Origin of the sequence: Pseudomonas sp. PAMC 29040, from assembly GCF_003994535.1 — a bacterium.
Classification (GTDB): domain Bacteria; phylum Pseudomonadota; class Gammaproteobacteria; order Pseudomonadales; family Pseudomonadaceae; genus Aquipseudomonas; species Aquipseudomonas paraversuta.
Map to the genome: position 1 here is coordinate 210,661 of NZ_RZAA01000009.1, position 16,046 is coordinate 226,706.

Consider the following 16,046-nt stretch of genomic DNA (forward strand, 5'->3'; position numbering starts at 1 on the left):
CGACTTTCCTACACTGTGCCTTGACGCAGGTCAGTACCGACAAGCAGTCAGCCATGATTAATCGCGCCTAAAGTTTTCCCGGATTTGGCCGAAAACATGGCAAGCGTCCAAATACCCAGAGGTTTTTCGTCATGGTCATCGACTTTAGCCGTCTCAACAGTGCCCCGCCCTTAAACGGCAGTACCCGCAGCAATGCCAACCAGGAAGCGGGTAGCGCCACGCAAGCGGCCCCTGCAAAAAAACCTGAACAAACCAGTGTCAGCGCCCCAAGCGGTGAATCTGTGCACCTCAGTCAAGAAGCTCAACAGTTGCAGAAAATCAGTGACTCGTTGCGTGACCAACCGGTGGTCGATAAAAATCGGGTTGCCGAATTGAAGCAAGCCATTGCCGATGGCAGTTATAAAGTCGACAGCAATCGGGTTGCCGGCAAACTGCTGAATATAGAAGCTGAGCGCTAGGCCCACGGCCAGTGCCAGGCTTTTGGACGCTTAACACCCATGAGCCCGACATGCACAACATCCACGATGAAAATTTGCTGCAACTGATCAATGACGATCTGGCACCGGCCGAGCAACTGCTCGGCCTGTTGCAGGACGAGTCCATTGCCCTCAAAAGCCGCGACATGCGGGTGCTGGAAAATATTCTGGCGCGTAAACAGTCGTTGATCATCCTGCTTGAACAGCATGGCCGCCGACGCAGCGAGATACTGGCAAGCCTGGGCTTGACCACCAACCGCCGCGGCCTCGAAAGCCTTGCCAGCCACTCCAGCGTGGGCGAGCAATTGCTGACACAGAGCGATCTGCTGAACCAGTTGCTGGCCCGGTGCCAGGCAGCCAACCTGCTAAACGGCCAATCGATCCAGACGCAACAGGCGATCACCGCCAATCAGTTGCGCATCCTGCACGGCGGCGAAGCGCCTTCGCTGTATGACGCCCGCGGCTCGACCTCAATGCTGGATAAACCCCGCGCTTACAGCCAGGCCTGAACCTGCACGGTCACGCTATCTAGACACGCAACACAATGGCAAAATGCCACCCCCTGCGTGTTGCTGTTTATTGTCCGGAGACCGCTGAACCGTGTTCGATTCCCAAGATGCTCCGCAGCCACCCAAGGTGCTTTCCACACCTTTGGAAGTGGCCTCCAGCCTGCGCATGCTGCAAGAGAGCCATGACCCGCTGATTATTACGTTCCAGGACCGCAGCCAGCGCTTCCAGAGCTATGTGGTCGAAGTGGATCGTGAGGGCAACTCCATGGCCCTGGACGAAATGATCCCCCGTGACGGCGAGCGTTTTCTTCAGGACGGCGTACCGTTTCGGGTTGAAGGTTTCCATGAAGGCGTACGCATCGCCTGGGAATGCACCAGCCGCCTGACCATTGACGACGCCCATGACCACCGCTGCTACCGCACCGCCCTGCCGGGCGAAGTGCTGTACCACCAGCGGCGCAACGCATTTCGCGCGGCGCTCAAACTGGCCAATCTGGTGAATGTCGAAGTGGCGGGCGAAAAGCTCAAGGCGCCGCTCAAGGGCAAGCTGCTTGATGTATCGGCCACGGGCTGCAAATTGCGCTTCGAAGGCAATATCGGCGAGAGCATGCAGCTGGGCCAGGTGTATGAGCGCTTCAGTGCCGCCCTGCCCTTCGGCGCCATGACCACGGCCGTGGAGTTGCGCTACCTGCATTTTGAAGAGCGCCTCAACGTCACCTTTGCCGGCCTGCGGTTTCATAACATCAGCGGGGCTGTGCAGCGTCAGGTCGAGCGTTTTGTCTATCAACTGCAGCGCGAAGCGCGCCAGTTCGATAAAGACGACTACTGATAAGCCTGTAAAAAAGAAATAAACCTGTAGGAGCGAGCTTGCTCGCGAGCTCTTCAAAGAGAGATCAAAAGCTCGCGAGCAAGCTCGCTCCTACAGTCAGCTCGCTCCTACAGTCAGTTTGCTCCTGCCTTCAGGGCTCAGGCCTGGTTTCAGGTTCTGAATGCCCGGTTTCAGGATCAGGTTCAGGCTCCGGTGCGATGTTGTCCACCATCTGATCCTGCACCACCTGCTCATCCACCCGCGGGTCAAGCGCTGCCACCAGCGGTGAGCTGGACATGCTGTCAGGCATGGCAACGTGATGCAGAGGCGCATCGTCGACCTGGTGCAGGTTGGTGACCGCATTCGGCCGTATGCGCCAAACCAGCAGTAACCCCGCAACGCTGAAAAACGCGTAGAGCATATGGCTGCCAAACAGTTTCATCAGCACCCCGGTCACCAGAGGGCCGATGCTCGCGCCAATGCCGTAGGTCACCAGCAGCATGGCGGTCAGCGAAACCCGGCGCTCGCCTTCAATGTGGTCGTTGGCAAACGCCACAGCCAGCGGGTAAATACAGAACTGCACCAGCGCACTCAGGCAACCTGCTGCAAACAACACTTGCAGCGGCACTGAAGGCAGGATTGCCAGCGGCAATGAAACCACCGCCAGGATCAAGGCAAAGATCCGGATCAGCAAAGGCCGGTCATAACGGTCCGACAGCCAGCCCAGCGGCCACTGCACCAGCAGGCCGGCGAAAATGCAGCAGCCCATATACAGGCCGACCAGTTCGGTGGACAGCCCTTGCTGCGACGCATACAGCGGCGCCAGGCCGTAAAAGGAGCCGACCAGCGAGCCGGCGCCCAGTACCGCAATCAATGACTGCGGTACCCGTTTCATAAAAAATTTCGGGTCCATCGGTGCCGGGTGCAGCGGCGCCGGGTGAATCCGCCGGGTCATGGCCACGGGCACCAGGCACAGGGCAAAACACAACGCCACCAGCATCAGCAATTCAGGGCCCAGGGCCGGATGAATCACCAGTACCAGCTGGCCGAGTACCAGACCCAGGTAGGAAGCGATCATGTACAGACTGAACACCACCCCACGCTGCTTGGCATCAGCCTGCTCGTTGAGCCAGCTTTCGATGACCATGTACTGGCACATCATGCCCAGACCGACGATCACCCGCAGCAGCAACCATATCGGCAACCAGTCCGTCAGGCCGTGGCACAGTACTGCTGCCCCGACGATACCGGCGCAGGTGGCATAGGCCCGGATATGACCGACACGGGCAATCAGCCGGTGACCGATCTTGCCGCCCAGCACCAGACCAAAATAGTTGGCCGCCATCAATGCGCCGATCCACAAGCCGTCGACATCGTCGGCAGCCAGGCGCAGGGCAAGATAGGTGCTCAAAAGCCCCGAGCCGATCAACATCATCAGCGAAGCAAAATACAGGGCGCGAAAAGACTTCCAGATTTGGTGCATGGCGTTCCGTGCAGCTCCGTGTGCGGGCCGCCGGCAATCCTTCGATAGCCGGCGGCCACAGTGTCAAACGCTCATGCCAAGTGGCAGGCGCTTGAACGATTAAGCCTGAGCCGCCAATACACGACGCTCCCAGGGGGTGATTTCATCATAGAAGCTGGTGAGTTCCAGGGTCTTGGACGCAATGTAACCTTCGATGAACTCCTTACCGAACAGTTCAATCGCCAAGTGACTGCGTTTGAGACGCTCAAGGGCGGCATGCAAGGTACATGGCAGGGACAAAGAATCCGGCACTTCGAATTCACCCTGGATCGCAGCCGTCGGCTCCAGCTCGTTTTCAATCCCGTACAGGCCCGCCGCAAGGCTCGCGGCAATCGCCAGATAGGGGTTGGCGTCTGCCCCCGGCAAGCGGTTTTCGACCCGCCGGGCGACCGGTGAACTGGCCGGAATCCGCAACCCTGCGGCACGGTTGTCATGGGACCAGCAGGCATTGTTCGGCGATGCATAAGGGTGGCACAGGCGCTGATAGGAGTTGACGTTCGGCGCAAACAGCGCCGTAAAGTCGGCCATGCCCGCCTGTTGTCCGCCGATAAAATGACGGAAGGTCGCGGTCGGCTGCCCCGCCTCATCGCTGAACACATTACGTCCGCTGCCCAGTTCCACCACACTTTGGTGAATATGCATCGAGCTGCCGGCCGTGTGCGCCAGGGGCTTGGCCATGCACACCACGGTCAGGCCATGTTTGAGTGCGACTTCTTTAAGCAGGTGCTTGAACAAAAAGGTCTGGTCGGCCAGCAGCAGCGGATCGCCATGCAGCAGGTTGATCTCGAACTGGCTGACGCCCATTTCGTGCATGAAGGTGTCACGGGGCAAGCCCAGTGCCGCCATGCACTCATAGACTTCATTGAAGAACGGCCGCAGACCGTTATTGGAACTGATGCTGAACGCCGAAAAACCGTCTTCGCGACGACCGTCCAGGCCCACCGGCGGACGGAACGGCTGGGTCGGATCGGGGTTGGGCGCGAACACAAAGAACTCAAGTTCTGTCGCCACCACCGGCGCCAGGCCGCGAGCGGCATAACGGGCGATGACCGCCTTCAACTGGCCACGGGTCGACAAACGCGAGCTTTCACCGCTGAATTCATCCGCGTCGCAAATGGCCAGCGCCCGGGGTTGCTGGCTCCAGGGCAAGGGATAGATGTGGGCCGGGTCAGGCACCAGTGCCAGATCGCCATCATCGCTGCCGTAAAAGCGCGCCTCGGGATAACCGCCCATGATGCATTGCAGCAACACCCCCCGGGCCATTTGCAAACGCCGCCCTTCGAGGAACCCCGCTGCAGTCATTACCTTGCCCCGGGGAACGCCGTTCAAATCGGCAGTCACACATTCAATCTCGTCAATGCCGGTCAATCGCTGTGCGAGAGAGCGCTGGTCATCGGTCGTCATGACACTTTCCTTGTTGTGGTACGGGCCGCGAACGGCAATCCGTACAAAATACGCACCACCCGTTCGGGATTTCAAGCAGTCGCCGAACAATTCCTGGAATACCCTCGTAGTCGCTGCCGAGGAACGAGGGCTGCGATAAGGGCCCCAGGCCTTCAGATGTTCAGCTCGCTGAATCTGCCCTCGCAGTCTTTGTTCCTTGGCAGCGACGACGTAGAGCGTGATAGCGCGAAAAAACGCCGATACCTATGCAACGGCAACACAAGCCATTAGGGTGGCGATTCTATTTTTCTTCGCAGTGCCCGGCATGCCTAAAGACGACACTCACTTGATCACCGCCCACGACGTCGCGCGCCATGCCGGAGTCTCCCGCTCAGCGGTTTCACGCACCTTCACCCCGGGCGCCAGCGTGTCGCCGCTTACCCGCGACAAGGTCATGGCTGCGGCCCGGGCCCTGGGTTACCAGGTCAATCTGATCGCCCGCACCATGAACAAGGGCTACAGCAATTTCGTCGGCGTGGTCACCGCAGGTTTTGAAAGCCCGTTTCGGGCCAGCCTGCTCAGTCCGATCACCGAGGCGCTGAACAAACAGGGGTTGATGCCACTGTTGATGAACGCCGATGACCCGCGGCAACTCGAACAGTCTCTGCACGAACTGCTCAGCTACCAGATTGCCGGGGTGATTCTGACCTCGGCATCACCGCCGCTGTCGGTGGTTCAGCATTACCTGAAACACCAGATCCCGGTGGCCATGATCAACCGCGGACACGAACTGGAAGGCGCCGAGGTAATCGGCAGCGACAACCGCGGCGGCGGCCGCCTGGCAGCCGCCACCCTGCTCGCCGGTGGCGCCAGACGCCTGGCCTTCATCGGCCAGGGGCAAAACAACTTCAGTAGCCGCGAACGCTGGGAAGGCTTTCGCGACCGGCTCGCCGAAGCGGGCCTGAGCCCGGTCGCGGTTCTGGATGCAGCGCCCAGCTATGACGGCGGACTTGGCGCCGTACAACAATTGTTCAGCGGCCGCGAGCGACCGGACGCCCTGTTCTGTGCCACCGACATGCTGGCCTTGGGCGCGCTGGACGGGCTGCGTTACAAGTTGCAGTTATCGGTGCCGAACGACGTGCAAGTCATAGGTTTCGACGATATTCCCCAGGCTGCGCACCTGGCCTACAACCTCACCACCCTGCGCCAGAACAGCAGTGAACTGGCAAAAAGCGCGGTAGCCGCAATTGTCGCCCGTCGCAAAAATTTTCAGCACTGTGGCCTGCACGGCTCTATTGCGGTGTCTCTGGTTCGTCGCGGCAGCACGGTGGAATAATTGTTTTATTTTTATGTTGAATTGAATTTTTGTTTCGTGTTGTATTAGCCCCAACAGTGAATCGCCCCCTGCCCGCCCCAAGGCAAAAAGGTCCATTCACTTTTTTTAAACAGCAGATTGCACACGTGTGCAATCCAAGGAAAAAAAGCATGCCGGCAACCCTCACTGCTCATCTGGACCTCGACCCAAACCAGCCGCTGGCCCTCGAACATCGCTATCTGCAAGCCCAGCGCATCGCCGTACAGGCGGCGCAGCTGGGGCTTGAATACTATCGCCAGCGCGAAACCCTGGAAGTCGCGCACAAGGACGGTGTTGGCCAGGACGTGGTCAGCATGGCCGACCGCGAACTGGAAGATTTCATCAAGGGGCAATTGGCCCAACACTTCCCCGAAGATGGCTTTCTCGGCGAAGAAACCGGCGGCAGCGATTTGCAGGCACGCTGCATCTGGGTGGTCGACCCGATTGATGGCACCAGCTGCTTCGTCAACGGCCTGCACACCTGGTGTGTGTCCATCGGCTTGCTGGTGGATGGCGTGCCCAGCCTGGGCGCCGTGGCCGACGCCAACCACGACGAACTGTTCCATGCCTGCAAAGGCCTGGGCGCCTACGTCAACCAGACCCCCATCGTGGTCAACCCGGCTGTCGATCTGACCCTGGGCGTAACCGGGGTCGGTACCTCCCATCGACGGGGCAAGGAACACTTTCTGCCCTTCATCAAACAGCTGCTGGATGAAGGCGGAATGTTCATTCGTAATGGTTCGGGTGCATTAATGATCGCCTACGTCGCCGCCGGGCGCCTGCTCGGTTACTACGAAACCCATATCAACAGCTGGGATTGCCTCGCCGGTCTGGTACTGGTCAGCGAAGCCGGCGGTCAATGCAGTGACTTTTTAAAGGACCGGGGCCTGATCGAAGGCAACCCGCTACTGGTGGCCGCGCCTCAGCTGTACCCGGCACTGGCCCGTATGATCGGGCCTTCTCTGAACAGCTGACTGCTGTGGCTGCAGGCTCAACCCGGCAAGTCAGATCAATCAGGCTGTACCGGACAGATCCAGAAAAGGTTTTACAAGCAGGCCCCTAGAAAAACAAAAACAGGAAATCTTGCGCCATGAAATCTCTACTCAATGCCTTCAAGGCTGCACCTGCCCGCGAGGGTATCCCCAGCCAGGACATGCAAAGGTTCAGGGTTTTGCGCTGGCAGACCTTTATATCCATGTCACTGAGCTACGCCTTGTTCTACGTGTGTCGCCTCTCGTTCAACGTGGTCAAGCCGGCACTGGTATCGAACAACATTCTGAGCCCCACCCAACTGGGCATCATCGGCTCGGCGCTGTTCTTCGCCTATGCCATCGGCAAACTGGTCAACGGCTTTCTGGCCGATCACTCCAATGTGCGCCGCTTCATGATGCTGGGCCTGCTGCTCAGCGCCATCGTCAATGCCTGCATGGGCATGACCACCAACACCATCATTCTGACCCTGATCTGGGGCCTCAATGGCTGGGCCCAATCCATGGGGGTCGGGCCGTGCGTGGTCTCGCTGTCGCGCTGGTACACCGACAAGGAACGCGGGACCTTCTATGGCTTCTGGTCGATTGCCCACAGCCTGGGCGAAGCCTTGACCTACGTGGCCGTGGCCGCTGTGGTGGTGACCTGGGGCTGGCAGTTCGGCTACTGGCTAGCCACCCTGATGGGCCTGGCGGGGCTGGCCCTGATTTACTTTTTTATGGCCGACTCGCCACAAAGTTGCGGCTTCCCCCCGGTACAAGCCCCTGAACCCCATGACAAGACGGGGCCGAGCATCTTCGGCAAACAGCTGGAACTGCTGAAAAACCCGGCCCTGTGGCTGCTCGCCCTGGCCTCTTGCCTGATGTACATCGGGCGCTATGCAGTGATTTCCTGGGGCGTGTTCTTCCTGGAAAACGCCAAGGCCTACAACACCCTCAGCGCCTCGACACTGATCTCCATTACCGGGGTTTTCGGGATTATCGGTACCGGCCTGAGCGGGCTGATTTCGGACCGTTTCTTCAACGGCAAGCGCAATGCCCTGGCGATGATCTTCGGCTTGATGAACACCGCGTCGCTGGCCGCATTCCTGTTCGTTCCGGCCGGCCACTATTGGCTGGATGCTACGGCCATGATGTTCTTCGGTCTGTCGATGGGGGCTCTGCTGTGTTTCCTCGGCGGCCTGATGGCCACTGACATTGCCTCCAAAAGCGCTTCCGGTGCTGCGCTGGGCATGATCGGTATCGCCAGCTATGGCGGCGCTGCAGCAGGTGAAATTCTTACCGGCGTACTGATCGAGCACGGCACTACGGTGTTGAGCAATGGCAGCAAGGTCTATCAATTCCAGACCCTGTCGATCTTCTGGGTCAGTGCCTCGCTGATCTCGGTGCTCATGACCGCCCTGTTTGCCCTGTATATCCAAAAGCGCACACAACCGCCTATGGGTAAAACAGCAGCCTTTGCTGAACCGGCAAAGATTTAGACCGCTCTTGATCCTGAAACAAAAAGTGACATATACCTGCAACATTCATCCCGCATAGTTGGCGACTGGCCAGCAAGGAGTTGTGTGTTTCCCAAGAGCAATACCGCCGTGTCTTGGAACTAACAACAACAATAAACGAGCAAACAAGATGACCTATCCATTGAATGAAGCCCTGAACACATCTTTTTTTTCGCCGCAGAATGCACACGTGTGCAAACCCGGTCGCTACAACGGTCTGATCGCCGCCCTGTGCTTCACCGCACTGGAAGGCGCGCTCATGCTGATGCCCACTGCGTCCCACGCACTGGATCTGGATTACCAGCATCAGTACAACGAAAAGGATCGCGACCACACCGACAAGGTGATGATCACCCAGGCCCTGGACAATGGCCTGGCGTTCTCCTTCCAGATGGTTGCCAGCCCCGCAGTCAAGGAAAACGGTCAGCCCGGCCAACCGTTTGAACACATGACCAAGGATTCCCTGAAAGGCAAGGTCAAGTATTCACACAAACTCACCAAGCGCCTGAAGTTCAAACCCAAGTTCACCTACTCCCAGGGCAAGGATAAAAAGTCCTATAAACCGGCGTTCAAGTTCCCCTACGAGTTGAACAACAGTTTTTCCGTGATCCCCGGTTACTACTACAAGGTCACCACCTATAAAGATGACGGCAAGGAAAGCAAAAGGGACAACGTCTGGTCATTGGGCGGCAAGTACCGAACCGACCGGATGTCCATCGGCATAGCGCGCAAAGAGATTTACAGCAACCAGATAGCGTTTGACGGCAAGAAGCGTAACTACAGCAACAAGTTCGTCATCGACTACAAAGTGACCCACCGGTTTATTCCTTACTTTGAAGTGGCCGACGTGTACGTCGACAAAGACACCGACGAGCGTCAGGCCCGCTATCGCGTGGGCTTTAAATACAAATTCTGATCGCGCGCCCCCCTGCAACCCCCTCCAGGAGACTGTGAATGAACGTTTCTCTTTCGGCCCTTTTTCGCCTCAGCGGCCCGCTGCTGACGGCGGCCCTGAGCATCAGCGCCCCCCAGATTGCCCACGCCCAGGACAACGGCCACTACGTACTGGAAAAAGCCGTGCAGGTCAGCCGCCACGGCGTACGCCCGCAGACCGACACGCAAAAACTGGTGGACGCCACCCGGCGCCAGTGGCCCACCTGGCTGGTGCGTGACGGCGAACTCACCGGCCACGGCTATCTGGCAGCCAGCCTGATGGGCGCCTGGCAGGCCGGGCACTATCGTCAGGCCGGGTTGCTCCCGGCGGGTTGCCCGGACACCGCCACGGTGTACACCTTGTCCAGCCCCAAACAGCGTACCCGCGCCACCGCTGGCGCATTGCTCGACGGCATGTTCCCCGGCTGCGGACAAAAGGCCCTGGCCAGCACGGAAAAACTCGACCCGCTGTTCCAGACCGACAAGATGGACTTTGCCCGCATCGATCCGGTGATCGCCAAAGGTGAAATCCTCAAGGCCCTGGGCGGTGACCTGCAGGCGGCGAAGGCCCGACTGCAACCGGACCTGGACCTGCTCAAGGCCGCAGCCTGTATCGAAGGCAAACCATGCCCGTTCTACGAAGCCGAATGGGTGCTTAAACAGAATGATGAGGGGCGTCTGAAGATCAAGGGCCTGGACAAGGCGTCATCCCTGGGCGAAACCTTTCGCCTGCAATACAGCGAAGGCAAACCTTTGTCCGAAGTCGCCTTCGGCCATGCCGCCAACGCCAAACAGGTGATGGCCCTGACCCGACTGCACCGCGCCAAGTACGACTTCGTCAATGACACGCCGCACATTGCCAAACGCGGTGGTTCGCAGTTGATGAACCAGCTGCTGCTGGCACTGGAACAAGGCACCGCACTGGAAAAATCCGACCCGCTGGGCAATCCGCCCAAAGCCCCGTTACTGGTGATTGTCGCCCACGACACCAACCTCTCGCACTTGCGCACCATGCTCGGTTTTCACTGGGCCCTGGGCGAGTACCAGCCCGGCAACATCCCGCCCACCGGCACCCTGGCTTTTGAACGCTATCGCGATACCAACAGTGGCGAACGCTTCATCAGGACCACCTTCGTGACCCAGTCACCGGATCAGATCCGCAACCTGACCCCGCTGACCGGCAACAACCCGCCGCTGCAGGTGGACTTCGAACAGCCCGGCTGCAAGAAAACCGCGGTTGGCACCCTGTGCCCGCTGGAGAGTTTTGCCGGCAACCTGAGCAAAGCCATTGACCGCACAGCGATGACCACAGCGCGCTACCCATAAACCCGCAGGCTGCGATGGGGCCGGACAGAGACGAAGGTCCTTGGGCCCTTATCGCAACCTTTGGCAGCGACTACAGGATTCACCGTACTTGAGTCATTAGCCGACTAGACTCTGCGCCCATTGTGTCCAGGAAGACTAAAAGGAAAACCCATGAAGACCTCGCTCTATGCCAGCCTGCTGCTGGCCGGCATGCTCAGCCCGCCAGCCTTTGCCCAAACGCCATCCAGTGACGGCTACGTCCTGGATAAAGTGGTACAGGTCAGCCGCCACGGAGTCCGCCCGCCTACCGAGTCCAATGAAAAACTGCTCACCAGCGTCACCCAACGCCAATGGCCGACCTGGCTGGTGCCCCTGGGCAACCTGACCGGTCACGGCTACACCGGCGCCGTGGAAATGGGCCGCTACCGGGGCCAGGTGCTGCGCACTGCCGGGCTGATCCCCAAAGGCTGCCCGGACGCCAGCCAACTGCTGGTCCATGCCAGCCCCCTGCAACGCACCAAAGCCACGGCCCAGGCCTTGCTCGACGGCATGTTCCCCGGTTGCGGTTTCCAGCCGACCTACGTTGCAGGCAAACAGGACGCCCTGTTCCAGGCCAATGAAATGCCATTTGCCGCACTCGACCCGGACAAAGCCAAGGCCGGCATATTCAAAGCCCTGGGGGGCAGCATCGAAGCCGCCCAGGCACGCTACAAACCCTATGAAGAAAAACTCCGGGAAGTGGCCTGCTTGCCGGGTGCTGATTGCCCGTACGGCAAACAGCCCTGGGTGCTCGAAGAAAATGCCAAGGGCCGCTTCTCGATCAAGGGCCTGAGCGCCGGGGCCAACATGGGCGAAGTGTTCCGCCTGGAGTACAGCCAGGGCCTGCCGCTGGACAAGGTCGCCTTCGGTAATGCCCGCACCCCGGCCGAAGTGTCGAGCCTGATGGTACTGACCAAAGCCAAATACGACTTCCTCAATGACATCCCCTATATCGCCAGCCGTGGCGCATCCGAGCTGATGAACCAGATTTCCCTGGAGCTCAAGCAAGGCACCTCCTTCGCCAAAAAAGATGCCCCAGGCACCCCGCCCGATGTACCGCTGATGCTGTTGGTGGCCCATGACACCAACATCTCGTACCTGCGCACCATGCTCGGCTTCGGCTGGAAACTGGGTGACTATCTGGAAAACAACATCCCGCCGGTGGGCACCCTGCAGTTCGAGCGTTACCGGGAAGTCAAAACCGGCGAGTACTTTTTGCGCATCGCCTTTGAAGCCCAGTCGATGGATCAGATCCGCAACCTGACCCGGCTGGACGGCGCCGAAAAACCGCTCAAGGGTGATTTCGCCAGCGCCAAAGACTGCCGCAAAACCAGCGTCGGCCTGCTGTGCCCGCTCAAAGAGGCGCTGCTGAAAGTCGATCAGAACATTGATCCGACCGCGCTCACGCCTTACAGCTTCCAATAACCGGCGGCCTGGGGTAAAAGTCGCTTTCTGCGTTGAACCCGGGATGGGCACAATAGCGGCGCGACTCGCCAGGCATTTCCCGGCGTCTGAATCAGCATTTGAGGGGAGCGGTATCGTTTGGAGTTGAGGCAACTGCGCTATTTCGTAAAGATTGTTGAACTGGGCAGTCTTGGACGTGCCGCCCTGGAGCTGGAGGTCGGGGTTTCGGCCCTGAGCCAGCAAGTCTCCAGGCTCGAAAACGAGCTGTCGACCCGCCTGCTGAATCGCACCTCCACCGGCGTCACCCCCACCAGCGCCGGTGTTGCCTTTTTACATCACGCCCAACTGACCCTGCGTCAGGCGGAAAACGCCGTGATGGCTGCCCATCGCGGCCGTATGAGCGGGTACGTCAGCGTCGGCCTGGCCCCGACCACGGCTACCGTGCTCGCGCTGCCCTTGATCAATGCGATGCGTGAGCGCTATCCGGACATTCAGTTGCATCTGGTGGAAATGCTGTCGGGCCATTTGGCCACGCAGCTCAATGCCCGCCAGATCGACCTGGCCATCCTGTTTCAGCTCGAAGGCGGGAAGCGCTGGAGCATCACCCCCCTGCTGGATGAAAAACTGTTTGTCATCGCCTCACCCCAATTACCCAATGCTCCTCGCGGTGATGGCGTGCAGATAGCGGATCTGGGGGGCTTGCCGCTGGTGATGCCGAGTTCGCAACACGGGCTGCGTTCAACCTTGATGACGGCCTTTGAGCGGTCGGGGATCACCCCCAATATCGTGATGGAAGTCGACGGTCTGGCAATCTTGATGAACGCCGTGCGGGCCGGGCATGCCGCCACGATTCAACCCGGCGCGGCAGCGGCGCTTAAAGGCGAGTCCGGGCTTTCACTGGTGCAAATCACTGATCCCCATGTGGGCCGGCGTAATCTTCTGGCGACCCTGGCCGATGACGAACTGTCCCCCGCGGCGCTGGCCACGCGGCTGGTGATGGTAGAGGTGGCAAAAAAACTGGTGCTCGATCAGCAGTGGCCCGGCGCAACCCTGGTTGAAACCGCCAGCGGCTAGCAACCCGAACCGGCCAACCCTTTAATAAAACTAAACACCCCGCGTCGAATCCCGTCTTTCGGCGCTTTGCGCTGTCACCTACCTTCTCCCTCCTTTGCAAGGCGCACTTTGCTCCGGCTGCCTTGGGAACCGAGGAGAAATAATGATCGATGTACTCATCATAGGTGGCGGCAATGCAGCCCTGTGTGCCGCACTGATGGCTCGGGAAGCCGGCGCCAGCGTCATGCTGCTTGAAGCCTCGCCCAAAGTATGGCGAGGCGGCAATTCACAACACACGCGTAACCTGCGCTGCATGCACGATGCTCCTCAGGATGTGCTGATCGATGCCTATCCCGAAGAGGAATACTGGCAAGACCTGCTGAAGGTCACCGGCGGTATCACCGATGAGAAGCTGGCCCGAATCGCCATTCGTGCGTCGTCCACCTGCCGCGACTGGATGCGCTCCCACGGCGTGCATTTTCAACCGCCGCTATCAGGCGCGCTGCATGTGGCGCGGACCAACGCCTTTTTCATGGGCGGCGGTAAAGCCCTGGTCAATGCTTATTTCCGCAGCGCCGAACGCCTGGGCGTCGAGATCCGCTACAACACGCAAGTGACCGACATTGAGCTCAAGGACGGCAAATTTATCGCCGCCCACATTGGCGCCCATGAGGTCGATGGCCAGGCCGTGGCCGCGCAACGCATTGAAGCCCGGGCCTGCGTACTGGCAGCTGGCGGCTTTGAGTCCAACCGCGAATGGCTGCGCGAAGCCTGGGGGCAGAATGAACGGGGGGAATGGCCTTCGGACAACTTCCTGATCCGTGGCACACGGTTCAACACCGGTATCCTGCTGCGGCGCATGCTTGATCACGGTGCTGATGGCATCGGCGATCCGACCCAGGCGCACATGGTCGCCATTGATGCTCGCGCGCCCCTGTATGACGGCGGTATTTGCACGCGCATCGATTGCGTATCCCTGGGTGTGGTCGTCAACCGTGACGGCGAGCGGTTCTACGATGAGGGCGAAGATTTCTGGCCCAAGCGCTATGCCATCTGGGGACGGCTGGTGGCGGGTCAACCGGGTCAGCAGGCGTACTCGATCATCGACCAGCAAGCCATCGGCCGCTTCATGCCGCCGGTCTTCCCCGGTACCCGGGCCAACACCCTGGAGGATCTGGCCCGCCAGTTGCAGCTGCCCCAGGCTGCGTTCGTGAAAACCGTGGAGGACTACAACCAGGCCTGTCACGTCGGCACCTTCGACCACACCGCGCTGGACGATTGCCACACCCGGGGGCTGACCCCGGCCAAAACCCATTGGGCACGGCCGCTGGTGCAACCACCGTTCTATGCCTATCCGCTCAAACCGGGCGTTACCTTCACCTATCTGGGCCTTGCCACCGACGAAACCGCTGCCGTGCATTTCAATGGCGAGCCCAGCCCCAACCTGTTCGTTGCCGGCGAAATGATGGCCGGCAACGTGCTGGGCAAGGGCTACACCGCGGGTATCGGCATGGCCATCGGTACTGCGTTCGGGCGTATTGCCGGCGTCCAGGCCGCCGCCTCCGTGGGCTATGGCCCTTCCTCCACGATATCGGAATCTCGACATGCAACTGTTTGATCCCAAGGCATCCGGCGAATTGATCCCGGTATTGAACCTTGATGAAACCGAAGTCCAGCGCCAGCTGGCGATATGTAACTCCTGCCGTTACTGCGAGGGCTTCTGCGCGGTGTTTCCGGCCATGACCCGGCGTCTTGAGTTTGGCCAGGCCGATATCCACTACCTGGCCAATCTTTGCCACAACTGTGGTGCGTGCCTGCATGCCTGCCAATACGCAGCTCCCCACGAATTCGCAATCAATATACCCAAGGCCATGGCCAAGGTACGCCTGGACACCTACGCCGAATACGCCTGGCCCAAGGCCCTGGGCACTTTGTATCAGCGCAACGGCCTGACCCTGGCTCTGGCCACTGCGGCGGGTCTGACGCTATTTCTGTGCCTCATGTTGCTGGTGATGGGCAATCTCTTTACCGCTATGCCCGGGGGCAATTTCTACGGAATTTTCCCGCACAACACACTGGCATTGATGTTCGGGCCGGTGTTCGGCTTTGCAGTGCTTGCCCTGACCCTGGGCGTACGCCGCTTCTGGCGCGATGTATCACCTGCCAGTGCCAGCCTGGGGCTTAAAACCTCAGCGGCCCTTGAAGCGACGTCCAGCGTTGCCCGGCTCAAGTATCTGGACGGCGGGCATGGCGAGGGCTGCAACAATAGCGACGACGCTTTCACCCTGTGGCGTCGGCGCTTCCACCACCTGACCTTCTACGGCTTCCTGCTGTGCTTCGCAGCGACCGGCGTCGCCACCCTCTATCACTTTGTCCTGCACTGGTCGGCTCCGTATCCCGTGTTCAGCCTGCCCGTGATGCTGGGGATTGTCGGTGGGCTTGGCCTGCTGATCGGCCCCGCCGGGTTGTTGTGGCTGAACCTGCGCCGTCATCCGGATCAGGGCGACGAGCAGCAAAAACCCATGGACCGCGGCTTTATCGCACTGCTGCTGTTGATCAGTGCCAGCGGCCTGGCGTTACTCGCCCTGCGTGAAACCAGCGGCCTGGGGCTGGCTCTGGCGATCCATCTCGGCCTGGTCATGGCGTTCTTCCTGACCATGCCGTACAGCAAATTTGCCCACGGCATCTTCCGCAGCGCAGCACTGCTCAAATACGCCATCGAAAAGCGCCAGCCAAACCCGATTAACGCGGCAAGCGACTGACACCAGAAGCACT

General features: G+C 59.7%; 14 protein-coding genes. 12 read left to right on the plus strand and 2 right to left on the minus strand.

Annotation, left to right across the window (positions count from 1 at the left end; translation table 11 throughout):
- The first annotated feature begins 131 nt into the window (after nucleotides 1–131).
- From flgM to WG29040_RS17570, 3 genes are all read left to right on the plus strand, one after another.
- Nucleotides 132–458 carry a flagellar biosynthesis anti-sigma factor FlgM gene (gene flgM / locus WG29040_RS17560; RefSeq protein ID WP_127196594.1) on the plus strand — a complete coding sequence of 109 codons (327 nt, stop codon included), beginning with the start codon at nucleotides 132–134 and terminating at the stop codon, nucleotides 456–458.
- A gap of 59 nt (nucleotides 459–517) precedes the next feature.
- Entirely contained in the window at nucleotides 518–985 is a 468-nt protein-coding gene (locus tag WG29040_RS17565) for a flagella synthesis protein FlgN (RefSeq protein ID WP_029612370.1), read from the plus strand.
- 91 nt (nucleotides 986–1,076) lie between these two features.
- Entirely contained in the window at nucleotides 1,077–1,814 is a 738-nt protein-coding gene (locus WG29040_RS17570) for a flagellar brake protein (RefSeq protein ID WP_010655880.1), read from the plus strand.
- 130 nt (nucleotides 1,815–1,944) lie between these two features.
- Here WG29040_RS17570 and WG29040_RS17575 read toward each other — a convergent pair whose 3' ends face one another.
- Nucleotides 1,945–3,276, minus strand: a complete 1,332-nt coding sequence (locus tag WG29040_RS17575; protein ID WP_127196595.1) for an MFS transporter — start codon at nucleotides 3,274–3,276, stop codon at nucleotides 1,945–1,947.
- A 99-nt stretch (nucleotides 3,277–3,375) separates the two neighbouring features.
- Nucleotides 3,376–4,617 carry a glutamine synthetase family protein gene (locus WG29040_RS17580; protein WP_177412990.1) on the minus strand — a complete coding sequence of 414 codons (1,242 nt, stop codon included), beginning with the start codon at nucleotides 4,615–4,617 and terminating at the stop codon, nucleotides 3,376–3,378.
- A gap of 406 nt (nucleotides 4,618–5,023) precedes the next feature.
- Between WG29040_RS17580 and WG29040_RS17585 the strand changes: the two genes are divergently transcribed.
- From WG29040_RS17585 to tcuB, 9 genes are all read left to right on the plus strand, one after another.
- Entirely contained in the window at nucleotides 5,024–6,034 is a 1,011-nt protein-coding gene (locus tag WG29040_RS17585) for a LacI family DNA-binding transcriptional regulator (RefSeq protein ID WP_010655882.1), read from the plus strand.
- Nucleotides 6,035–6,183: 149 nt separating this feature from the next.
- On the plus strand, nucleotides 6,184–7,026 hold the full coding sequence (locus WG29040_RS17590; protein ID WP_003440998.1) for an inositol monophosphatase: 843 nt from the start codon (nucleotides 6,184–6,186) through the stop codon (nucleotides 7,024–7,026).
- 116 nt (nucleotides 7,027–7,142) lie between these two features.
- A complete protein-coding gene (locus tag WG29040_RS17595) occupies nucleotides 7,143–8,519 on the plus strand; it encodes an MFS transporter (RefSeq protein ID WP_003440995.1) in 1,377 nt (458 codons plus the stop codon).
- A gap of 148 nt (nucleotides 8,520–8,667) precedes the next feature.
- Entirely contained in the window at nucleotides 8,668–9,453 is a 786-nt protein-coding gene (locus tag WG29040_RS17600) for an oligogalacturonate-specific porin KdgM family protein (RefSeq protein WP_127196596.1), read from the plus strand.
- 38 nt (nucleotides 9,454–9,491) lie between these two features.
- Nucleotides 9,492–10,796, plus strand: coding sequence for a histidine-type phosphatase (locus tag WG29040_RS17605; protein ID WP_127196597.1), 1,305 nt, complete (start codon nucleotides 9,492–9,494; stop codon nucleotides 10,794–10,796).
- Nucleotides 10,797–10,946: 150 nt separating this feature from the next.
- Nucleotides 10,947–12,239, plus strand: coding sequence for a histidine-type phosphatase (locus tag WG29040_RS17610; protein WP_003440986.1), 1,293 nt, complete (start codon nucleotides 10,947–10,949; stop codon nucleotides 12,237–12,239).
- Between the two features lie 117 nt (nucleotides 12,240–12,356).
- On the plus strand, nucleotides 12,357–13,292 hold the full coding sequence (locus WG29040_RS17615; protein WP_003440985.1) for a LysR substrate-binding domain-containing protein: 936 nt from the start codon (nucleotides 12,357–12,359) through the stop codon (nucleotides 13,290–13,292).
- Between the two features lie 142 nt (nucleotides 13,293–13,434).
- Entirely contained in the window at nucleotides 13,435–14,889 is a 1,455-nt protein-coding gene (gene tcuA, locus WG29040_RS17620; RefSeq protein ID WP_003440983.1) for an FAD-dependent tricarballylate dehydrogenase TcuA, read from the plus strand.
- Nucleotides 14,876–16,033, plus strand: a complete 1,158-nt coding sequence (tcuB, locus tag WG29040_RS17625) for a tricarballylate utilization 4Fe-4S protein TcuB (protein ID WP_127196598.1) — start codon at nucleotides 14,876–14,878, stop codon at nucleotides 16,031–16,033. The genes tcuA and tcuB overlap by 14 nt, the downstream gene beginning before the upstream one ends.
- Nucleotides 16,034–16,046: the final 13 nt, after the last annotated feature.